The organism is Raoultella sp., assembly GCF_039594335.1.
Lineage (GTDB): Bacteria > Pseudomonadota > Gammaproteobacteria > Enterobacterales > Enterobacteriaceae > Klebsiella.
Genome location: NZ_JBCNNS010000027.1, coordinates 23,969 through 44,298 on the forward strand (window position 1 = coordinate 23,969; position 20,330 = coordinate 44,298).

Here is a 20,330-nt window from a genome sequence, read left to right on the forward strand (position 1 = left end):
CGTCGTAAATTCATTTTAGCTCCCGTCAATAATCAACCCGCTGTCCGCCATGCTGTTCTGAGGCGTTTTTAAAAATAAAGATTTATCCTGCCGCCATTTTTCAAGATTAATAAATTATTTATTGCTATATATTATTCCCGCGAGCCCGGAGCCGCGCCAGCTGATAACAGGACACTGACATCGCCGTCTATTTTACCCGGAATAATTAACACCCGGTTATCACTATGCGTTTTCCAGATATATAAAGTCAGTTTCTGTCGTTATGTTAAGAAATAAACGGCGCTATAGTTTGCCGCTCATATTGTTGAGTGGAAAAACAGGGAGCGGTTATGCCGGTTTTTAATCATGAGGAGCTGCGGCGCTATTTACGCCAGCACCTGATGGCATCTGGGGTAGCAAAGGCGGTCGCCGGTGAAGTGGCGGATAATCTCGTCGAGTCGTCTCTGCAAGGCCATGATTCACATGGGGTCACGCTTATTCCCCGTTATATCCAGGCCATACTGGCCGGAGAACTCGATCCGCAGGCCACCCCAAAACTGCTTCGTGATGCCGGGCCCGTGATCTCGTTTCACGGCGGCAATGGTTTTGGTCAACTGACCGGTCGGCTGGCCATGGAACAGGCCATTTTACGGGTGCGGCAGTTTGGTGTTTGTATTATGGGGCTGGCGCAGACCCATCATCTCGGGCGTATCGGTGCCTGGGCAGAACAGGCGGCGGCGCAGGGGCTGGTATCCTTACACTTCGCTAACGTCGGCGCCCGCTCCGTAGTGCTGCCCTTTAACGGCCAGCGTCCGCGGTTCGGCACCAACCCTTTCTGCGTCGGTATTCCTGTCGCCGGCAGGCCACCTTTAGTGCTTGATTTCGCGACCAGTACCATTGCCGGCAACAAAGCGCGGATCGCCTGGAACACGGGACGGGAGCTGCCGCCGGGCTGCGCCGTGGATAGCGCTGGCAACCCGACCCGCGATCCGCGCTGGCTGATGCAGGAGCCTCTCGGCGCGCTGCTGGCCTTCGGCGGCCATAAAGGTTCCGGCCTGGCGCTGATCTGCAGCCTGCTCGGCGCGGCGTTAACCGACGGCGAAACCGAAAGCGCTCCGCCCCCCGCAGGGCCCGGCATCATCAACAATATGCTGTCGATTGTCTTCGACCCGTCCCTGCTCGGCGCGGGCGAGCGCTACGCCGAGGCGGTGGCCGACATGCTCGCATGGACCCGAACATCACGGGATGACGACGAGCTGCTGCTGCCCGGCGAGGCAGAGCAACGGCAGCGGCAATTTCGTCTGCAGCACGGTATTGAAATTGATGAGGTTAGCTGGCAGCAGTTCAAAGCGCTGGAAGGCGCCTTATCGACACCGCACCCTTGAGATAATAAAGTCGTTAATCCGCCGACCCGGTAGCCCGGCGCCGTACCGCCCGCCGGTGAAGACGGTGTTCATTACGTTATCAGGCAAGAGGCCTGGCGGTATTCCTCCTCCTGCTCATCACCGCAATCGCCAGCGGCCGGAAAATTCGCTATTATCCGCCTCCACCCTTTTCAGACGCCAGCGCATGTCCACCATTGTCGATACGTTTATTGCCCCGCCCTGTCACGAACCCGTCGGGATCCTTTATCAGGACGAGCACCTGCTGCTGATCAATAAACCCGCCGGGCTGCTCAGCCTGTCGGGGAAAAATCCGCAAAATCTCGACTCGGTGCACCATCGGCTAGTGCAGCAATTTCCTGGCTGTACCCTCGTTCACCGTCTGGATTTTGGCACCTCCGGGCTGATGGTGGTGGCAAGAAATAAAGCGATCAATGCCGCGCTGTGCCATCAGTTCAGCCAGCGTTCTGTGAGTAAGATATACAGCGCGCTGCTGTGCGGGCATCTCCGTGAGGATGAAGGGATGATCGATGCCCCCATTGCCAAAGATCCGGCGCGCTTTCCACGGATGGCGATTTGCGCCATCAACGGCAAACCCGCCCGCTCCCGCTACCGGGTGACAGAGCGCCTCTCCCGCGAAGCTGCAGAGGGCGACCTGCTGCCGCTAAGCCGGGTACAACTGTTCCCGGAAACCGGGCGTACCCACCAGCTGCGCATCCATTGCCAGCTACTGGGGCACCCGATTCTGGGCTGCGATCTCTACGATGGCCTGACGTGGCCGGGCAGCGCACACGCGCCGCGGCTGATGTTGCATGCCTGCGAACTGCACTTTGTTCACCCTGTCAGCGGCGAGCCCGTCAGCGCGCACAGCGGTGCTCCGTTCTGAATCTCGCGACGGCGAGCGGATACCGCAGCGCTGACGCTTTATTACCAGGCGTTCCGGCCCTCTGATCCGAACATGTCGACCAGGTAACAATTAAATATCATTTATTGAACATCAAATTGACGTTTTGACTGTCTGTTTTCTATACGTTTAGCCGACCTGTTGACCGATACCAATAATCATAATGTGGTGCTTTTGATAAACCATAGTCCTTCAATGGAACCGACCCGCTCCGGGGGACTCACGGGGCTTACCTGCGGCAGACAATGGCTTTGCCCGATAGCCGTCGGCTCCCCGCCCGCAGAAAGCTGGCCCTTCACCGCGCTTTTAAAGTTGCAGCACGCCCTGTTGTCGCGCCTCTTCGCGCCACGCCAGTAGCCGGGAATAGGGTTCCCGGGTCACCGGGCTAAAACCGCAGATAAACTGCGCGCCGCAGCGCTCACGATATTGCGCATCGCTGACCAGTTGGCGCAGCGCCGATCGCAAACCGGCCAGGGTTTGCGCTGAGGTTTGCGACCCGGTAATCAGCGGCAACCCTGGCGCAGACGGCGTATGGCCGATAACACACAAGCCGTCCAGCACGGCAGGCTCGTGACGTGCCAGCAGCGCCCAGCTAACGCAATCGATGGCAGCAATATCGCCCGCACCCTGCTGTAAGCCGATCAGCGACTGCCGGTGGCTGCCGCTAAAATTGACCCCGGAAAAAAAACGCCCCTCATGGGCGAGTGGAGTCACCATTTTCAGTAACACGTTGTAGCCAGAATGCGAATCGGGCGCATTACAGATCGCCCACCGCCCACGGAAATCGGCGAGCTGCCGCGCATTATCCGCCTCACGGACCACCAGCAGGCTTCGGTAATCCATCCCTTCGCAGCCCGGTGCCGAATAGTGAAAACAGCCCACCGTCTGCACCTCCGGCAGCATGGTAACCAACGGATAGCCGCAGGTCTGGCTCAGCAGCAGATCCGGTTGACACCAGTGCGAGAGTAGGTCCGACGGTGACGACGAACTCACGGTGATGCCCCGGGCAAGCAACAGCGCCCGCACTGCGGCTTCTAACGCCTGATTCTCCTGCAGATGCACCGCATACATCGGGAAATGCACGCTATGACTCATCACTCTCTCCTGCCAGGGAGGCTTTCCCAATCCCCGGATGGGCGTTAACCGCCACCGCGCTGCAGAAAAAGGTGCCCAGCCACTCGCCATAGCCACGTACCACGAACCCCTGGTTACGCTGCTGGTAGTGTTCCCGCTCCAGCAGATAGATTTTTCTCAGACCGTACCACGGCAAGCCGGGCAGGTCATGATGCACGGAATGGTAGTTAAGATTAAGAAACAACACCCGCCACAGCAGCCCGGCCTCATTAATGACCGAGCGCGCAAGGGGGTCATCAGCGGCCCGGTGTTCGAAGAAGGAGCGAATTTTGGTCAGTGCCAGCGCCGGGTAGCTGATGACCACCACGAAATAGAGCGGCGAAAAATCAAAGTGCGCCATCCACATCAGAAGAGCAGCCAGCAATCCGCCGCGAACCAGCCACATGGCCATCGCTCTGCTCTGTCGCTGGCGAAAGGCGTTCGTCGCGCTGACGAGCGTCTGCACAATATCCAACAGCGGGGCCAGCAGCAGACGGCCGAAAAAGGTATTGCGCAAATGTATGACTTTACGCTGCCAGGGCGAGAAACGGCGCCAGCTTTCAGCGCTAAAATAGTACGATTCGGGGTCATCCACCGGCAGCGTCAGTCGATCATTATTGTGGTGCGCCAGATGCGAGTCGCGATACAGCCCGTAGGGATACCACACCGCCAGCGGTAACGTGCCCAACAGTTGATTACACCACCGCCAGGGCGTTGGGTGGCCGTGGATCAGCTCATGCTGCAACGACATATACCAGGCGGTAAACCAGATGAGCAGCACAGTCGCCGGAAAAAGCCCCAGCGTCTGCCAGCAGGCGAGGGTCATAAACCAGCCGCTGTAAACCGCAATAATTAATATCCAGGTGGGCAGTTCACTACGCCACAGCCAGCGGCGGGAAAGCTGGCGAATCAAATTGCGCTGCTGCTGATGCAGATACTTCGACGAGTGCTGTGTCATCACTACCGGTACTCTCTCCGCGTCACTTTTGCCTCCAGCAAAATGTGAGAAAACGCGGGAAATAACAAAGCATTTAAATCACTTAGCTTTGCCAGAAAATGGTGATGCGGGCATTTTTCCACCCGACAGGGTAGCGTGCCCTGCCGCCATGCGGCAGCCGCGCCGCCCGCCGCCCCGGGACGGGATTTTCCGCAGCACGCGGCGGATAAAAACGGCTATCGTCTCTTGACATTACAGTATAATGTTAACGGCCGGATCCTGTCCGAACCGCTGCTGGATGCGGTAGCGCTTTTGGATAATGAGATCGGACCCGAGCTCCGTGTTAAAACGCCTGAACCGACCAATTGAGCGCATCGCCTCACCCGGTGGGCGCCTGAAATTGTTCGCGGAGTATAAGACCTGAAGGTCAACATTCTTTGACTCGCCTGATGCGGCCATTTTACAGGAGTATGTCATGTCATCGTTAAACGTCGCCTTTATCAAAGCCAACTGGCACAGTGACATCGTCAGCCAGGCGCAGAGCGGTTTTCAGCAAGAGCTGGAACGTCAATTGGTTGATTATTCGCTCGACAGCTGGGATGTCCCTGGCGCATTTGAAATGCCGCTTCTGGCCCAGAAGCTGGCAAAAAGCGGACGCTATGATGCCATCGTGTGCGCCGCGCTGGTGGTTGATGGCGGCATCTATCGCCATGACTTTGTCGCCCAGGCGGTGGTCAGTGGTCTGATGCAGGCCCAGCTGGCGACAGAAGTCCCGATGTTCTCCGTATCTCTGACGCCGCACAACTTCCAGCCTGCCGACGAGTTCATCGATTTTTACCGCCAGCATTTCGTCAAAAAGGGCCAGGAAGCCGCCAGAGCGGTACTTCAGATCCACAACCTGCCGCTGGTGAAAGAGTGAATTCACGCATTTAACCGCGTTGTTCGCTAACGATGAGCCCCACCGGTCGTTTTTTCGTGGGCTCATCCGCGACACGCGGTCCGGACGTTGCTGAACTGAACCGCGGCGGGCCTACTTCATCAATGCCTCAAACTGCGGATTAAACTCATCGAAGATCGGCAGTGCGGCAGCGCCGAGGGCGGCGGTGTCGGTGCCTGTCATCCCCATTTTCACCCGCATTGCCGGGAGATAGCGCCCACGCACCGACTGATACAGCGGCGGCAGGCGGGCCAGCACTTTCTCCAGCAGCGGCGCGGGCATCATGCCGCCGACCACCACCGTTTCCGCATCGAAAACACACTCCAGCAAATTGATGGCCTGGCGCAGCGACGGTAACGCCGTCTCCACCCACCGATCGAACAGCGACGCCTCCACCGCCAGCAAATCCTCCGGCAGTGCCCGGTTGGGATCGAGGCCGCAAAACTCATAGGCTGCCTGCAAGGAAACGTAGCGTTCAAGGCAGCCCTGATTGCCGCAGTAACAGGCGCGCCCTCCAGGTTGCACCACGATATGCCCGACCTCTCCGGCATTGTGGGCGTGGCCGGTATAAATATGGCCGTCGGTGAAGATCCCGGCGCCCAGCCCGGTGCCGATATACAGATAAACAAACGAATTCAACTGGCGCGCCACCCCGTGGAAGCGCTCGCCGATAGCTGCCACCGTGGCGTCATTTTCCAGAGTGACCGGCAGACCACTTATCCGCTCCAGCTCCGACGCCACATCCACCCCTTCCCAGCCGTTGAGCGTGGTCGGCCCGGTCGAGGAAATGCCCTCCACGCCAAACGGCCCAGGCATTACCACACCAATGCCCAGCACCCGGCTCCAGTCGAGCCCGGGTAGCGCTTTCATCTCCTGCACAACCTCAGCAATGCGGGCAAAGGTGGCACCAGGTTGGGGCTTTTGCACCAGAATGAGTCGGCGGAAATGAACTTCGCCGGTGAGATCCACCAGCACGATGATCAAAGTTTGATGGTCAAGATGGATCCCGATTGACCACGCGCTGGCGGGGTTCAGACTCACCGGCACCGCTGGCTGACCGCGCCCTGCCGCGCGGCGCGGTTCATGGCTGGTGAGCAGTGCCATCTGCTGTAGTTCGGCAACAATATTGGAGACCGTTTGCGGCGTCAGCGCGGTAATTCGCGCCAGCTCCGCCCGGGTTAATGTACCGTGCAGACGCACGGCCTCAATCACCACCCGCCGGTTGTGTACACGCGCATGTTCAAGGTTCGTTCCCGAGGTTTTCATTCTGTCCCTTCCTGGTCGCATCATGCTGCAATTCTAGCCAGCGTCACAATTCTCGCAACGACATTCTCCTCCCACCTTTCGGGTGGCACAAGCTTTGCTACGCTTATGCCAAGGGCCACGAATGACGTTTGGGACGTATTGTCGCCCCGATTAAATCAATCAAATTGATTTAATAAATCATCTTCCTCTTTTCAGGACAGCGGAGAGCAACATGAACTACCACAGTGCATTGCGGATTAAAGCCGGTCTGCTGGCTATGCTGGTCATCAGCGGGAGTGCGGCGGCAGCCACCACTCAGGTTAACGCGCTGTTTATGACCCAGGCGGCATACAGCGAAAATGACATTCGAGCCATGACCGCCGACTTCGAAAAACAAAACCCGGATATCAAAATCAACCTTGAGTTCGTCCCCTACGAAGCGTTGCATGACAAAATCGTTGCCGCGCGCGGCGCCGGCGGCAACGGCTACGACGTGGTGCTCTTCGATGCCATCTGGCCTGCCGAATTTAGCCACTTCGATCTTCTGCAGGATGTCTCAGCACGTATTCCTGCCACTGAACGGGAGAAAATCTTCCCCGGCGCCATGAATACCGTAGTGTACAAAGGCAAAACGCTGGGCATGCCGTGGATCCTCGACACCAAGTATCTTTACTACAACAAAGCGATGCTGGACAAAGCCGGGATCAAGCAGGTACCGACCACCTGGCAACAGGTGCTGGACGACGCCAAAATCATCAAGGATAAAGGCATTGTGAAATACCCGCTGGTATGGAGCTGGTCACAGGCAGAAGCGCTGGTATGCGACTACACCACCCTCGTCTCCGGGTTTGGCGGGCAGTTTTATCAGAACGGCAAACTGGATTTTTCCACCCCGGCGTCATTGAAAGCGGTTACGCTGATGAAGAAATCGCTGGATGACGGGTTGAGCAATCCGGCCTCCCGCGAATATCTGGAAGAGGATGTACGCAAGGCCTTCTCCAACGGCGATGCGGCATTCGCCCTGAACTGGACCTATATGTACAACATGGCCAACGACCCGAAACAAAGTAAGGTGGCGGGCGATGTCGGTATTATTCCGGCGCCCGGCGATACGCCGGACAAACCCGGGGCGGTGAACGGGTCAATGGGGTTAGGTATTGCCAAAGCCAGCCAGCATCCGGAACAGGCGTGGCAGTATATTCACTATCTGACCTCGCAGCCGGTGCAGGATAAATACGCGAAGCTGAGCCTGCCGGTGTGGAAATCCTCCTATCACGACCCGGCCGTGGCGAAAGGCCAGGAGAGCCTGATCGCCGCAGCGGATAAATCGCTGAACGTGATGCTGTCGCGTCCGGAAACCGCAGACTACTCGCGACTCTCCAACGCTTTACAGCAGCAGCTTCAGGCTGTCCTGCAGGGCAAAACCGCCCCGGACGCCGCAATGCAATCCGTCGACAAAAGCGCGGCGCGCCTGCGTTAAGGACATTTGATGCTGAGTTTGCAACAACGCGAGCGGCGTCAGGCATGGGTGCTTCTGGCCCCCATGCTGATCGCGATGTTTCTGCTAACGGCCTGGCCACTGGCACGCACCCTGTGGCTGAGTTTTACCGACATCGCACTGGTGGGAAATGGCGATGCGACGAATTACGTCTGGCTGGATAACTATCTTTACGCGTTAACCGACCCGGATTTTCGCGCCGCTTTCGCCCGCACGCTCTATTTCACCGTGACCTCCGTGGCCATTGAAGGGGTCATCGGCGTGCTGGTGGCGCTGTTGCTCAATCAGCCATTTGTCGGGCGCAATCTCCTGCGGGTGCTGGTCATTTTGCCCTGGGCGCTGCCGACTATCGTTAACGCGATGATGTGGCGGCTCAACTTCAACCCAGACTACGGCAGTATTAACGCCTTGCTCAGTCAATGGGGCATTATCGACGGTTACCGCAGTTGGCTGGGGTCACCGGATTCGGCCCTCAACGCGGTGATGCTGGCGGATATCTGGAAGAATTATCCGCTGGTCACTCTGCTGGTGCTGGCCGCGCTGCAATCCATTCCGGAGGATTTATACGAAGCGGCTCGCCTTGATGGTGCCTCGTCATGGCGGCGTTTTCGCGCCATTACCTTCCCGGCGATCGCGGCCCCACTCGGCGTGGCCCTGATCCTGCGCACCATCGACGCGTTTAAGGTATTCGATATCATCTATGTGATGACCCGCGGCGGGCCGCTGGACAGTACCCGCACACTGAGTTTCTTCGTCTACCAGGAGTCCTTTAGCTATCTGCGGGCGGGCAGCGGCGCGGCGTATGCCATCCTGATGACCTTGATGTGCGCCCTGCTGATCGCCCTGTATCTGTTTATGCTGCTTCGTCAGCGCCGTCGGAGCACTGATTATGAAACGTAAACTGCGTATTCTGCTGCGCTATCTGGCGGCCCTGCTGGTCGCGCTGTCAATACTTGCGCCGATGGCGTGGCTCTTTTTGATGAGCGTCAGCGCCGCAGCCGACCTGACCCGGGTGCCGCTGGAGTGGCTACCGCGCCAGTGGGACTTCAGCCGCTACGCCCGTCTGCTGTCATTGCAGCCCGGTGAGCCCGGCGCGTTGTTTCTCCCCGCCCTGCGCAACAGCCTGCTGGTTGCCGTTGGCGCGACGCTGGTGTCGCTGCTGCTGGCGGTGCCCGCCGCCTTCAGCTTCTCGCGCTACCCTGGGCGCGACGGCTGGCTATACGCCGGGCTCGGTATCTATATGGTGCCGCCTGTGGCCTTCGTGCTGCCGCTCTATTTTATTCTCGAACACTTCGGGCTGCTGAATACCCGCAGCGGGCTGGTACTGGTTTACTGTTCGCTGATTATGCCGTTTCTCACCTGGATGGTGAAAAATCAGTTCGACGCGCTGCCGCAGGATATTGAGCAGGCCGCCCGACTCGACGGTCTGCGGGTCTGGCAGGTGCTGCTGCGCATCACCCTGCCACTGGCAAAACCCATGCTGGGGGCGTCGGCGCTGTTCGGCTGGCTGCTGGCCTGGGACGAGTTTTTCTATTCGCTGTTGTTTACCAGCAACATTGCCGCCCAGACGCTGCCGGTTACCATTGCCGGATTTACCGCCGGGCGCGCCACCGATGACGGACTGGTGGCGGCAGTCGGTATTCTCGCCTCGGTCCCGCCGCTGTTTATCGCCATCTGGCTACAAAAAACGCTGGTCAGCGGTCTTACTCAAGGTGGAAGTAAAGGATAACTATGCAAATGCTCACCGCGCCTGTGCTCTATATCGCAGGTAATTACAATATTGACTTAATTATGGGTACCCTCGCGCACTGGCCGGCTCCCGGCACGGAGGTGATGCTGGAACACAGTGCGCTGCGCCCCGGCGGTTCTGCGGGCAACTGCGCGCTGGCGGCCGCGGCGATGCAGATCCCCCACTGCACCGTCGGCTGTCAGGGTGACGACGCCTTTACCGCCTGGCTGGCGGCCCAGTTTCCCGGCAGCGCCGAACGCTGGCCCCAGTATCCCTGCGAGACCTCGCTGACGGTGGCGGTGACCCATCCCGACAAAGAACGTTCGTTTCTCAGCAACTACGGACATATCACCCGCTTATCCGCGGACGATATTCTGACTCAGCTCCCGGCTCGGGCGACGCCCGGCGATATTCTGCTGCTGTGCGGCACCTTCTTATGCACCGCGCTGCTGCCGGACTATCCGCGCCTGCTGACGACGCTGCGCGAACGCGGTTTCCAGGTAGCGGTCGATACTGGCTGGCCGCCGCACAACTGGGACAACGCGCTGCGTGAGGCAACCCACTGCTGGCTCGGCGATTGCGACTGGCTGCTGCTCAATGAGGTCGAAACGCTCGGCCTGGCGAACCAGGACTCTCTCCCGGCAGCGGCCCGCACGCTGGCGGCACATCTCAGCGGCCGGGGCGGCTGCATTGTCAAATGCGGTGCCGATGGTGCCTGGTGGTGGACGGCAGACCAGGGGCATCACGCACCGGTGAAATCGGTCGAGGTCATCGACACCATCGGCGCCGGAGACAGTTTTAATGCCGGGTTTCTTGCCGGTTTGTTAAATGGTCAGTCGGCCTCACGGGCGTTACGTTGGGGTAACGCCGTTGCCGCTTATGCGATCGGTTCATCCCCGCGTCGCTATCCCGACTGGCGAACCTTGCAACATCATATCGAGGAGGTCGACTATGGCCCGCGTTGAACTGCTAAACGTCGCCAAAGAGTACGGTAAACAGACGGTGCTGCAGCCGCTGGATCTGACCATTCCGGACGGGAGCTTCACGGTGCTGGTGGGGCCATCCGGTTGTGGGAAATCAACGCTGTTGCGCCTGCTGGCCGGACTGGAAAGTCTGTCCGCGGGAACGATATTGATGAACAACCGCCCAATCAACGATCTCGACCCCGCGGACTGCGATGTCGCCATGGTTTTTCAGAGCTACGCGCTCTATCCCCATCTGACGGTGGCGGAAAACCTCGCCTTCCATATGCAGGTCAAAAAAGTCGACAAGGCGACACAGAAAAACAAGATTCAACATATCGCGAGTGTTCTGGGTATCGATAAGCTGCTCAGCCGCTACCCGCGCGCGCTCTCCGGCGGCCAGCGCCAGCGCGTGGCTATGGGCCGGGCAATGGTGCGTAATCCACAGGTCTTTCTGTTCGATGAACCGCTCTCCAACCTCGATGCTCAGCTGCGCATGGAGTTGCGGGCCGAGATCAAATCCCTGCACCAGCGGTTTAACGCCACCATGATTTACGTCACCCACGATCAAGTTGAAGCCATGACGCTTGCCGACCAGATCGTGGTGATGCGCGATGGCGAGATTGTGCAGCAGGGGGCGCCGCTGGAGATCTACGATCGCCCCTGCAACACCTTCGTGGCACGTTTTATCGGCTCCCCGCCGATGAATCTGCTGGAGGGGAAGATTCATTGGCGCGATGGTCAGCCCGGCGTGCAGTGCGGCGAACTGTGGCTGGCGCTGCCTGAACGCTGGTATCCGGCGGCGATGCAGCAGGGTCAGGCGCCGGTGATCGTCGGTCTGCGTCCGCAGGATATTCAGCCTGCCGCCGAAGGGCTGTCGGGGATCGTTAATATTGTCGAGGTCACCGGTGAATCTACGTTGCTGCATCTCGACTGGCAGGGCTTCCCGCTCCATGTCCAGGTCGCCGGTCGTCTTGAGGCGACTCTCCGTCAGCCCTTGTCACTGGCGGTGCGACGCGAGAAAATCCATCTCTTCGATGCCGCCAGCGGCGAACGACTGGCGTTTACGCACTGAGCCATGCGGGTGGGTTATGTCGCCCCCGCCCGCGTGTCGCGCAAACAGCCGCCGTAGCGTAGCCCGGCGATGCAGCTTACGCTGGCACACGCGATCAGCGCCCCTGCCAGCGATTGCCGCCAGCCCCAGCACACAGCCCAGGGCATAGACCGCGAGACCCCCCAACAGAGCCGGACACCGGCCATGCCGGTCGCTGAATCGCCCCCAGTACAGCATGCCGACGGCAAAGCCGATAAAGTAAAGCGACAGGGTTTGCGCCGCCTCTGCCGCACTGACGGAAAAATAGCGACTGATATCAGCCAGCGCCGGACTGTAAATCGTCTCTACGATCTGCGGGAACATCAATAATGCGGTGACCAGCACCATCGCCGAACGTCCGAACATCACCACCTCCTGGACCATTAAGAGGCGCTAGTGTAGGCGGGCCGTGAATCGGACATTATAAACATAACGACTTTTTATATCGGAAATCAGACATCATGGCCTGGCGTGAGGCGAATGCGATATTCAATCCGGACGATCTGCATAACAGGGTGATTGGCGTGTGCTCGGCGCTGGGTCAACATGATTCCGGCAGCCACCTGCACCAGATGGGCCAGGTGCTTTTTACCCGTCAGGGCTGCATACGACTGACCCTCAACAACGGCGCACTATTGTGCCTGCTGCTGCGGGCGGCCTGGATACCGGCCGGCATGGACCATCGTGCGGAGATGAAAAGCATCGTCGACTATCGCTCGGTGTGGTTTCACCCGAGCCACTATCCTCCCCTCCCGCAGCAGCCGGCAATCCTCAACGTTAGCCCGCTGCTGCGCGAACTCCTGGAGCAGATAGCCGCCAGCCCGTGGGAGAGCGACTGGCAGGACGGTATCTGCTGGCACCTCGCCGCACTGTGCCGAAGCGGAACTGTGCCGCGCGACGCAGGATGCTCGCCCTGCCTCAGGATAAGCGTCTGGCGTTGCTCGCCGGCGAGGCGCTGCCGCCGATGTTGCAGCAGCTTGCCGTCCGCTGCGGAGCCAGCGAAAAGACCATCAGCCGGATTTTCCGTCGCGATACCGGCATGAGTTATCAGCAGTGGCGCCTGATGAAGGCGGTGGCGCTGCTGACCACCGGGGAACGCATTACCGATGCCGCGCAGGCGCTGGATTTCGCCAGCGACAGCGCCTTTATCTACTTTTTCCGCACCATGACCGGCATGACGCCGGGGCGCTATTTTTCACCGCAGCCCCGCCATTAGCGTTCGCGGTCAGGCGCATAGGGCGGTAAGGTCAGGAATGTGTTTTGCAATCCTTCCGACCACGCCTTGCGAATCGTGTTGAAGTATGGGTCGCTTTCGGTGATGCGATGCTGGCCGGCGCCGCTCAAACTCCCGCTGCGGTACAGCAGCGTGTCCAGCGGCAGGCCAACGGAGAGATTGCTACGCAACGTGGAATCAATCGAGATCAGCGCACAGCACATCGCCTGCTCCAGCGATGTCTCCCGGCTGAGCACCCGGTCGATAATCGGCTTGCCGTATTTGCTCTCGCCAATCTGGAAATAAGGTGTGTCGTACGAGGCTTCAATAAAATTGCCTTCCGGGTAGATATGGAAAAGGCGATGCGTTTCCCCCGCGATCTGCCCGCCCAGCAGCAGGTTGCAGTTGAAATTGGTGTTGCCGCAGTGCTGCTGATTGCTGCTGTCGCGCTGAATCACCTCCTGCAACGTTTTACCGATCAGCATCGCCGCGTCATACAACGAGCTCACCTGCATCAGATTAGGCTCCTGCTGAGTCGCAATCCGCGAACTCAGCAGGCTTATGACGCTCTGGGTGGTGGCCAGATTACCCGCGGACTGCAGCACCATGACTCGCTTCCCCTCCTCGGCGAAGACATGGAGCTTCTTAAAGGTCGCAATATGATCCACTCCCGCGTTAGTTCGGGAATCTGAGGCAAAAACTAGTCCATCCGCTAAACACATGGCCACACAGTAGGTCATCGTTATTTGTTCCTGCTTTATTGCTGTTGTGCCTGTTGCGAATGTTCGCGCACTTCAGCGTTGGTTAGCATTATTTCCCCGCTGCCGCCCAGCCGGGTACCGCGCACCGGGCAGGCGTCAAGATAGTCCAGCCCGGTCGCCAGCCGCAGGTGCTGGTTCAGTTTACGGGTATTATTGGTGATATCAAAAGATTGCCAGCGTCCGTTCACCCATACCTCTGCCCACGCGTGCATCGCGACATGTCGGGCATTATCGCTGTAAACATAGCCGCTGACGTAGCGTGCCGGGATATCCAGCGCGCGACAGCAGGCAAGGAAGACGTGAGTATGATCCTGGCAGACACCTTTTTCCCTGGCAAAGGCGTCTGCGGCAGAGTCGTGCACCTGCGTGGCTCCCGGTGAGTATGGCATTCTTAGCAGCAGGTCCGCCATCAATTGATTCAGACTCTCCTCCGGCTCATCGCGGCGATACAGGCGCAGAGCAAACTCGCGGATCCTATCGTCGGCGCGGGTCAGCGGCGTACAGCGTAAATAGACCAGCGGAGAGAGCAGCTCCGCTTCCGCCGCATCGCTCTGTTCGCTGTCCTCAGCAATATCTACGATCCCGCTGGCACGGATGGTAATCTCTTTGTGGGGATTGTCGAGCGTTAACACATGCAGGACATTGCCCCACGTGTCGGTGGTCTTCACCGCCGCCCCCTCCGGCAAGGTCAGCGTCCAGGAGGTAATGATTTGCCGCCCGGTGCTGCGTGGCGTCAGGCGCAGATACTGGGTCGAAAACTTCACTTCTTCATCGTAGCCATAGCGGGTCAGGTGATCGATGACCAGTTTCATAGCGCCTCCAGATAAGTTTGTCTGATGCTGTCGGACAGAGCATTAATTCGCGCCAGCAGTCCGTTGAGATAACTTTGTAAATCGGCGCCCGCCAGATCGTCGCGAGTGCTGAAGCGCAAATCGACATTCAGCTGATGCGCCAGGCGCAGCGGCAGGTGTGAGCGGTCATTTGCGATATGCTCCAGTTGACCAACCAGGTCGGAGATACAGGCGCGCAGGGATCGCGGCACATCGTTGCGCAAAATCAGCAGCTCCATCACGGTCTCCCGGGTGACTGGCTGGCGGAAAATACTGTTGTAGGCTTCACGGGCGCTGACCGCGTTAAGCAGGGTATCAAGCCGGTAGTATTCGCGTACCGAATCCGGATCGTTGTTCAGTTGCTGATCCTTGATCAACAGCAGTTGTGTGGTGGCGTAGGCCCGTTCAATCAGGGTGCCGATACCAATAAAACTCAGGGCGTCATTGCGCAGCAGCGTCCCCAACACCGCGCCGCGAAACAGATGCACCCGCTCCTTTACCCAATCGAAAAAGCCGTCGGTGCCCAGTTCGCTAATCCCCCGCTGGCGGAGCTGGCGCAGTTCAATGCGCGTGGCGTTGATGCACTCCCACACCTCGGCGGACAGGCTGCCACGAACCGCATGCGCGTTGTTCCAGGCCATCTCCACGCAGCTGTATATGCTGTAGGGATTGTTGCCGTCGAGTGCGAAGAAATTGAGCAAATTGCTCATGGTGAAGCGCGCATGTCGCGCCTGAAACAGTTCATGGGTTAAGGACAAATTCAGCGGCAGGGCCAGATCCCGTGACTGCTGGCTGTGTCGTGGGATCATCGACAGTTTCCACGTCACATCAAGCACCCGGGCATAGCTTTCCGCGCGCTCAAGGTAGCGCGCCATCCAGAAAAGTTCACTCGCAGTCCGACTCAGCATGATTCATCATCCTCCATCACCCAGGTATCTTTGGTGCCCCCGCCCTGCGATGAGTTCACCACCAGCGAACCTTCGGTGAGTGCCACCCGCGTCAGGCCGCCGGGCACCAGGCGAATCTCCTGGCCAGAGAGCACAAACGGACGTAAATCGATATGCCTCGGTGCCAGGCCGCCTTCCACGAAGGTCGGACAGGTTGACAGCGCCAGGGTATCCTGCCCGATATAGTTAGCCGGATTGGCCAACAGACGCTGGCGAAACATCTCCCGCTCTTCTTTGCTTGAGCGTGGCCCCACCAGCATGCCGTATCCCCCGGCGCCGTGAACTTCCTTGACCACCATCCTCTCCAGATTCCCCAGTACGTACTGCAAATCCTCCGGCTTACGACATTGCCAGGTTGGAATATTGTTCAGTATCGGCTGCTCGCCAAGATAGAAACGGATCATCTCCGGCACGAAGGGATAGATCGACTTATCGTCCGCCACACCGGTGCCAATCGCATTAGCCAGCACGACGCCGCCAGCGCGATACACCGACAGCAGGCCAGGCACGCCGAGCATTGAGTCGGCGCGAAAAGCCAGCGGATCGAGATAGGCGTCATCAACACGTCGGTAAATCACATCCACCCGTCGCGGCCCTTCAGTGGTGCGCATGTAGACTGCGCCCGATTTAATAAACAAATCGGCACTTTCTACCAGCTCAACGCCCATCTGCTGGGCGAGGAAGCTGTGTTCGAAATAGGCGCTGTTAAAGCGCCCCGGCGTCATCACCACCACACAGGGATCGTCCACGAGGGAACTTTCACGCAGGGTTTGCAGCAGGTAGCCCGGATAGCGCTCTACCGGCGCAATATGATGATTTTCAAACATCTCTGGATAGAGACGCATCATCATTTTGCGGTTTTCCAGCATATACGAGACCCCTGACGGGGTACGCAGGTTATCCTCCAGCACGTAATACTGGCCGTCGCTGTTGCGCACCATATCGACGCCGGTAATGTGGGCATAGGTATTATTGGGCAGGTTTATTCCCTGCATACAGGGCTGATATTGTTCATTGGCCAGTACCTGCTCCGCCGGAATCAGCCCTGCGCGCAGAATGTTTTGCTCGTGGTAGATATCGTACAAAAAAGCGTTCAGCGCTTTGACCCGCTGACGAATGCCGCGATCGATCTTTTTCCACTCTCCGCCAGGAATAATGCGCGGGACACTATCAAACGGAATCAAACGCTCGGTACCTTCATCTTCCCCATACACATTAAAGGTGATGCCGATGCGGTGAAAAAGCAGCTCCGCCTGCTCTTTCTTTTGCCGGATAGAGAATTGATCGGTGTTGTGAAACCATTGCCACCAGGCGTTATAGTGGTGACGCTGCTGGCCCTCCGCGGTCAGCATCTCGTCATAATAATGCCCGTCAGGAAGCGTTATTTTTATCATGGCCGTCTCCTCCGGTTATACTCACGTTGGGGGTCCCCCGCATAGAGATAAGCATTTATTATGCCAGGTAATCGATGGCGAAAGACGAGTGCAATTCCCCGCAAAGCGCCGCTTTATTGTGCAACAAAATAATCCCCGTGATAGCCGATGCTACGCCCGTTTTGCACCACGATGAAGCAAATGCCGCGCGTCTGCGCCATCCGGTTAGCTCCCGTTTAGCCAGCGTGCGTAATGCTCCGGCCACTCGACGGTCGGGGTCCCGGGACGCCCCATGGCAAAACCATGTCCGCCATGAGCATAGCGATAAAGGCTGACCGGTACCTGATACTGCCGGCAGGCGGCGGCCATGATCAGGGTGTTATGCGGATCGGACACCGAATCGTCTTCCGCCTGGACCAGAAAACAGGACGGCGTTTGTGAATTGACGTAGGTCTGCACCGACCAGGCGCGGTCAACGGCCTCTGAGGCATGGACTCCCGCCAGCATCCGGTGCGTCGCAGTATGGCTATAGGGCGACATCAACGAAATAATCGGATAAATCAGCGCGGCCTTATCGGCACGAGCTGGATGGTCATCAAGGATATCCTGCGGCGCATAGGCGGCAAAATCGGCCCGGCAGGCCGCCATGCCCAGCAGATGCCCGCCGGCGGAAAACCCCAGCAGGCTGACCTGTTCCTCCCGCGCGCGAATCAGCCGCAGCGCCCGCTGGGCGTCCTGCAACGGCGCCAGGGCACCGGCGCCCCACCCTTCGCCGGGAAGCCGGTAGCTCAGGACGTAGGCGGTATAGCCGCGTGTCGTCAGCCAACGCGCGGCAGGCCAGGCCTCTTTCGCCATTTCGATACGCCGGTAGCCGCCCCCGGCGGCAATCAACACGCCATGACCGCGAGGTACCGCCGGTCGCCACACCGCCAGCTGTGGCCGGGAAATATGACTGAGCGCACCGCGTGTAGAAAACCACGGCGCCCCCGATGGCCCGCCGCCGCCCGGCGGTTCCTCTGGCCATAAACTGAGCACCTCCTTCCGCTGATCGCTGGCCTCAACTCGTGCCGCCGCCCACAGTGATGCCACGCTGAACAGCAGAAAATGACGTCGATTCACCCACAGATCTCCTCAGATTTTGCTCAACCGATAACAGCGCAGCGCGTTGAGATGGCGTTCGCCACGGCTCTTTTATTATCGCTTGTCTGCCCGATCAGGCAGGTAAATTGTCGGTTTTCACGCAAAATGATACCTGCAACACCCCGGTTGACGGATATTCGTCTAAGGTTTTCTGATGGTCAAACGCAGTGGCAAGACCGTCTGAAATACTAAGGAGAATTCCCCATGACGAGATCGGTTTCACATCGTCCCGCAACGTTACCTTACGCTTTACATCTGGCGCTCGGAGGCGCGATCTTCGCTTTTTCGATGCTGACCGCCCAGGCCGCGGAAACCAAACCCGTTCCGCCATCTCCGGATGTGATGCTCGGCCCGCTGTTTAATGATGTGCAAAACGCCAGGCTCTTCCCCGACCAGAAAACCTTTGCCGATGCGATCCCTAATAGCGACCCGCTCATGATCCTCGCCGACTATCGCATGCAAAAAAACCAGACCAGCTTCGACCTGCGCCATTTCGTCGAGCTTAATTTCACCCTGCCGAAAGACGACGATCGCTACATTCCGCCGAAAGGCCAGACGCTGCGTCAGCATATCGACGGCTTGTGGCCGGTACTGACCCGCAGTACCGTTGAGGTCGAAAAGTGGGACTCTTTGCTGCCGCTGCCCAAGCCCTACGTGGTTCCTGGTGGCCGCTTCCGTGAAGTATATTACTGGGATAGCTACTTCACCATGCTGGGCCTGGCGGAGAGCGGGCACTGGGATAAAATTGAGGATATGGTGAGCAACTTCGCCGCGGAGATCGATGCCTGGGGCCACATCCCCAATGGCAACCGCAGCTACTATCTGAGCCGCTCACAACCGCCATTTTTCTCGTTTATGGTGGAGCTCCTCGCGACCCATGATGGCGATCAGGTGCTGAAAACCTGGCTGCCGCAGATGGAAAAAGAGTACCAGTACTGGATGAATGGCGCCGATACGCTGGAGCCGGGAAAAGCCAACCAGCGGGTAGTGCGTATGGAAGATGGCGCGCTGCTGAACCGCTACTGGGATGATAACGATACGCCGCGTCCGGAATCGTGGCTCGATGATGTCACTACCGCCAGGAACAACCCGAATCGTCCGGCAACCGAGATCTATCGCGATCTGCGTTCTGCCGCCGCCTCGGGCTGGGATTTCAGTTCGCGCTGGATGGATGATCCGAAAAAACTGGGGACTATCCGCACCACCAGCATCGTGCCGGTCGATCTCAACGCCCTGATGTTCCATATGGAGAAAACTCTCGCACGCGCCAGCAAAGCCGCCGGCGACAGCGCCAAAGCGGCGCAGTTCGATGCCCTGGCCAACGACCGACAGAAGGCACTAGAAAAATATTTGTGGAATGATAAATCGGGCTGGTACGCCGATTATGACCTCAAGACCCATAAGGTCCGTAATCAGTTAACCGCCGCGGCCCTGTTCCCGCTGTATGTCAACGCCGCTTCCCGTGAGCGGGCGGCGAAGGTTGCCAGAGCGGCGGAATCGCGGCTACTGAAACCCGGAGGGTTAACCACCACCACTGTGCACAGCGGTCAGCAGTGGGATGCGCCGAACGGTTGGGCACCGCTGCAGTGGGTTGCCGCCCAGGGGCTGCAAAACTACGGCCAGCAGAAAATGGCTATGGAGGTGAGCTGGCGTTTTCTCAGCAACGTCCAGCATACCTACGACAGTCAACAAAAGCTGGTCGAAAAGTATGATGTCAGCTCGACAGGCACCGGCGGTGGCGGTGGTGAATATCCGCTGCAGGACGGTTTTGGCTGGACCAACGGCGTGACGCTGAAAATGCTGGATCTGGTTTGCCCACAAGAGAAACCGTGTGATTCACTGCCAGCCTCGCGCCCGGTCGACAATGTGGAAAAACCCACAGCCGCCGTCAGCCCCCAGCCAGCCGCCAACGATGCCGTCGCCGAAGCGGATAAAAAAACGGTGCCGTAACTCCACCCGCGGCGGGCTCACCGCCGCGTTTTTTCTCCCCCCCAGCCCCCAATCGCGTTAGTCTGCTGTTTTCAGATCACCCGCTTTGCTGGAAGATTCTCATGTTGATTGACGATATCGATTTTGCCCACCTCTACCAACAGCAACTCGCTCTGGCGGGACGGAAGGAGAAACCGCCTGCCCACTGGGATGCCCGGGCGGAAAACATCGCCATCGTCGATACCCCGGTCATCGACAGCTATCTGCAGCAACTGCTGGCAAAAATTGATTTACTCGGTGCCAGCAGCCTGTTCGATATGGGCTGCGGCCCGGGTACCGTCTCGCTGGCGCTGGCCAG

17 protein-coding genes and 3 pseudogenes are annotated in these 20,330 nt (G+C 58.6%); 11 read left to right on the forward strand and 9 right to left on the reverse strand.

What is annotated here, in order from left to right:
- The first annotated feature begins 329 nt into the window (after window positions 1-329).
- Window positions 330-1,364, forward strand: coding sequence for a malate/lactate/ureidoglycolate dehydrogenase (locus tag ACZAHD_RS07050; protein ID WP_462456140.1), 1,035 nt, complete (start codon window positions 330-332; stop codon window positions 1,362-1,364).
- Window positions 1,365-1,548: 184 nt separating this feature from the next.
- Window positions 1,549-2,247 (forward strand): RluA family pseudouridine synthase, encoded by a 699-nt coding sequence (locus ACZAHD_RS07055; protein WP_462456141.1) that lies wholly within the window; start codon window positions 1,549-1,551, stop codon window positions 2,245-2,247.
- Window positions 2,248-2,571: 324 nt separating this feature from the next.
- On the opposite strand, the gene ACZAHD_RS07060 is transcribed toward ACZAHD_RS07055, so the two are convergent.
- Both ACZAHD_RS07060 and ACZAHD_RS07065 read right to left on the reverse strand, forming a co-directional pair.
- Window positions 2,572-3,360, reverse strand: a complete 789-nt coding sequence (locus ACZAHD_RS07060) for a phosphate/phosphite/phosphonate ABC transporter substrate-binding protein (RefSeq protein WP_462456142.1) — start codon at window positions 3,358-3,360, stop codon at window positions 2,572-2,574.
- A complete protein-coding gene (locus ACZAHD_RS07065) occupies window positions 3,350-4,336 on the reverse strand; it encodes a fatty acid desaturase (RefSeq protein ID WP_462456157.1) in 987 nt (328 codons plus the stop codon). Before ACZAHD_RS07065 ends, ACZAHD_RS07060 begins: the two co-directional genes overlap by 11 nt.
- Before the next feature lie 454 nt (window positions 4,337-4,790).
- On the opposite strand from ACZAHD_RS07065, the gene ACZAHD_RS07070 reads away from it, so the two are divergent.
- Window positions 4,791-5,234, forward strand: a complete 444-nt coding sequence (locus tag ACZAHD_RS07070; RefSeq protein WP_462456143.1) for a 6,7-dimethyl-8-ribityllumazine synthase — start codon at window positions 4,791-4,793, stop codon at window positions 5,232-5,234.
- Window positions 5,235-5,345: 111 nt separating this feature from the next.
- Here the strand turns inward: ACZAHD_RS07070 and ACZAHD_RS07075 are convergent, their stop codons facing one another.
- Complete coding sequence (locus ACZAHD_RS07075; protein ID WP_462456144.1) at window positions 5,346-6,518, reverse strand: ROK family transcriptional regulator; 1,173 nt, start codon at window positions 6,516-6,518, stop codon at window positions 5,346-5,348.
- Between the two features lie 211 nt (window positions 6,519-6,729).
- Here ACZAHD_RS07075 and ACZAHD_RS07080 point away from each other — a divergent pair, with 211 nt between their 5' ends.
- Genes ACZAHD_RS07080 through ACZAHD_RS07100 form a run of 5 tightly spaced genes read left to right on the forward strand, consistent with a single transcriptional unit; the run spans window position 6,730 to window position 11,761 of the window.
- Window positions 6,730-7,977 (forward strand): extracellular solute-binding protein, encoded by a 1,248-nt coding sequence (locus tag ACZAHD_RS07080; RefSeq protein ID WP_462456145.1) that lies wholly within the window; start codon window positions 6,730-6,732, stop codon window positions 7,975-7,977.
- Between the two features lie 9 nt (window positions 7,978-7,986).
- A complete protein-coding gene (locus ACZAHD_RS07085; RefSeq protein WP_462456146.1) occupies window positions 7,987-8,895 on the forward strand; it encodes a carbohydrate ABC transporter permease in 909 nt (302 codons plus the stop codon).
- Entirely contained in the window at window positions 8,885-9,724 is an 840-nt protein-coding gene (locus ACZAHD_RS07090) for a carbohydrate ABC transporter permease (protein ID WP_462456147.1), read from the forward strand. Before ACZAHD_RS07085 ends, ACZAHD_RS07090 begins: the two co-directional genes overlap by 11 nt.
- A 2-nt stretch (window positions 9,725-9,726) precedes the next feature.
- Window positions 9,727-10,689 carry a carbohydrate kinase family protein gene (locus ACZAHD_RS07095; protein ID WP_462456148.1) on the forward strand — a complete coding sequence of 321 codons (963 nt, stop codon included), beginning with the start codon at window positions 9,727-9,729 and terminating at the stop codon, window positions 10,687-10,689.
- A complete protein-coding gene (locus ACZAHD_RS07100) occupies window positions 10,676-11,761 on the forward strand; it encodes an ABC transporter ATP-binding protein (protein WP_462456149.1) in 1,086 nt (361 codons plus the stop codon). The genes ACZAHD_RS07095 and ACZAHD_RS07100 overlap by 14 nt, the downstream gene beginning before the upstream one ends.
- Before the next feature lie 114 nt (window positions 11,762-11,875).
- Here ACZAHD_RS07100 and ACZAHD_RS07105 read toward each other — a convergent pair.
- Window positions 11,876-12,145 (reverse strand): annotated as a pseudogene (locus tag ACZAHD_RS07105) (MFS transporter); the annotation flags it as partial.
- A gap of 95 nt (window positions 12,146-12,240) precedes the next feature.
- On the opposite strand from ACZAHD_RS07105, the pseudogene ACZAHD_RS07110 reads away from it, so the two are divergent.
- Window positions 12,241-12,995, forward strand: a pseudogene (locus ACZAHD_RS07110) (AraC family transcriptional regulator).
- Here the strand turns inward: ACZAHD_RS07110 and ACZAHD_RS07115 are convergent.
- From ACZAHD_RS07115 to ACZAHD_RS07135, 5 genes are all read right to left on the reverse strand, one after another.
- A complete protein-coding gene (locus ACZAHD_RS07115; RefSeq protein ID WP_462456150.1) occupies window positions 12,992-13,732 on the reverse strand; it encodes a peptidase in 741 nt (246 codons plus the stop codon). The pseudogene ACZAHD_RS07110 and the gene ACZAHD_RS07115 overlap by 4 nt on opposite strands.
- Before the next feature lie 17 nt (window positions 13,733-13,749).
- Window positions 13,750-14,565, reverse strand: coding sequence for a transglutaminase family protein (locus ACZAHD_RS07120; RefSeq protein ID WP_462456151.1), 816 nt, complete (start codon window positions 14,563-14,565; stop codon window positions 13,750-13,752).
- Complete coding sequence (locus tag ACZAHD_RS07125; protein ID WP_462456152.1) at window positions 14,562-15,491, reverse strand: alpha-E domain-containing protein; 930 nt, start codon at window positions 15,489-15,491, stop codon at window positions 14,562-14,564. The genes ACZAHD_RS07120 and ACZAHD_RS07125 overlap by 4 nt, the downstream gene beginning before the upstream one ends.
- Window positions 15,485-16,924 carry a circularly permuted type 2 ATP-grasp protein gene (locus ACZAHD_RS07130; RefSeq protein WP_462456153.1) on the reverse strand — a complete coding sequence of 480 codons (1,440 nt, stop codon included), beginning with the start codon at window positions 16,922-16,924 and terminating at the stop codon, window positions 15,485-15,487. The genes ACZAHD_RS07125 and ACZAHD_RS07130 overlap by 7 nt, the downstream gene beginning before the upstream one ends.
- 204 nt (window positions 16,925-17,128) lie before the next feature.
- Entirely contained in the window at window positions 17,129-18,022 is an 894-nt protein-coding gene (locus tag ACZAHD_RS07135; RefSeq protein ID WP_462456154.1) for an alpha/beta hydrolase, read from the reverse strand.
- A gap of 225 nt (window positions 18,023-18,247) precedes the next feature.
- On the opposite strand from ACZAHD_RS07135, the gene ACZAHD_RS07140 reads away from it, so the two are divergent.
- Both ACZAHD_RS07140 and ACZAHD_RS07145 read left to right on the forward strand, forming a co-directional pair.
- Window positions 18,248-19,993 (forward strand): alpha,alpha-trehalase, encoded by a 1,746-nt coding sequence (locus ACZAHD_RS07140; RefSeq protein ID WP_462456155.1) that lies wholly within the window; start codon window positions 18,248-18,250, stop codon window positions 19,991-19,993.
- Window positions 19,994-20,094: 101 nt separating this feature from the next.
- A pseudogene (locus ACZAHD_RS07145) lies at window positions 20,095-20,330 on the forward strand (class I SAM-dependent methyltransferase); the annotation flags it as partial.

Excerpts from the sequence above, each read along its gene's own strand:
- ACZAHD_RS07050 (WP_462456140.1), top strand. The coding sequence starts at position 330 with ATGCCGGTTTTTAATCATGAGGAGCTGCGGCGCTATTTACGCCAGCAC.
- ACZAHD_RS07055 (WP_462456141.1), top strand. The coding sequence starts at position 1,549 with ATGTCCACCATTGTCGATACGTTTATTGCCCCGCCCTGTCACGAACCC.
- ACZAHD_RS07060 (WP_462456142.1), bottom strand. The coding sequence starts at position 3,360 with ATGAGTCATAGCGTGCATTTCCCGATGTATGCGGTGCATCTGCAGGAG.
- ACZAHD_RS07065 (WP_462456157.1), bottom strand. The coding sequence starts at position 4,336 with ATGACACAGCACTCGTCGAAGTATCTGCATCAGCAGCAGCGCAATTTG.
- ACZAHD_RS07070 (WP_462456143.1), top strand. The coding sequence starts at position 4,791 with ATGTCATCGTTAAACGTCGCCTTTATCAAAGCCAACTGGCACAGTGAC.
- ACZAHD_RS07075 (WP_462456144.1), bottom strand. The coding sequence starts at position 6,518 with ATGAAAACCTCGGGAACGAACCTTGAACATGCGCGTGTACACAACCGG.
- ACZAHD_RS07080 (WP_462456145.1), top strand. The coding sequence starts at position 6,730 with ATGAACTACCACAGTGCATTGCGGATTAAAGCCGGTCTGCTGGCTATG.
- ACZAHD_RS07085 (WP_462456146.1), top strand. The coding sequence starts at position 7,987 with ATGCTGAGTTTGCAACAACGCGAGCGGCGTCAGGCATGGGTGCTTCTG.
- ACZAHD_RS07090 (WP_462456147.1), top strand. The coding sequence starts at position 8,885 with ATGAAACGTAAACTGCGTATTCTGCTGCGCTATCTGGCGGCCCTGCTG.
- ACZAHD_RS07095 (WP_462456148.1), top strand. The coding sequence starts at position 9,727 with ATGCAAATGCTCACCGCGCCTGTGCTCTATATCGCAGGTAATTACAAT.
- ACZAHD_RS07100 (WP_462456149.1), top strand. The coding sequence starts at position 10,676 with ATGGCCCGCGTTGAACTGCTAAACGTCGCCAAAGAGTACGGTAAACAG.
- ACZAHD_RS07115 (WP_462456150.1), bottom strand. The coding sequence starts at position 13,732 with ATGACCTACTGTGTGGCCATGTGTTTAGCGGATGGACTAGTTTTTGCC.
- ACZAHD_RS07120 (WP_462456151.1), bottom strand. The coding sequence starts at position 14,565 with ATGAAACTGGTCATCGATCACCTGACCCGCTATGGCTACGATGAAGAA.
- ACZAHD_RS07125 (WP_462456152.1), bottom strand. The coding sequence starts at position 15,491 with ATGCTGAGTCGGACTGCGAGTGAACTTTTCTGGATGGCGCGCTACCTT.
- ACZAHD_RS07130 (WP_462456153.1), bottom strand. The coding sequence starts at position 16,924 with ATGATAAAAATAACGCTTCCTGACGGGCATTATTATGACGAGATGCTG.
- ACZAHD_RS07140 (WP_462456155.1), top strand. The coding sequence starts at position 18,248 with ATGACGAGATCGGTTTCACATCGTCCCGCAACGTTACCTTACGCTTTA.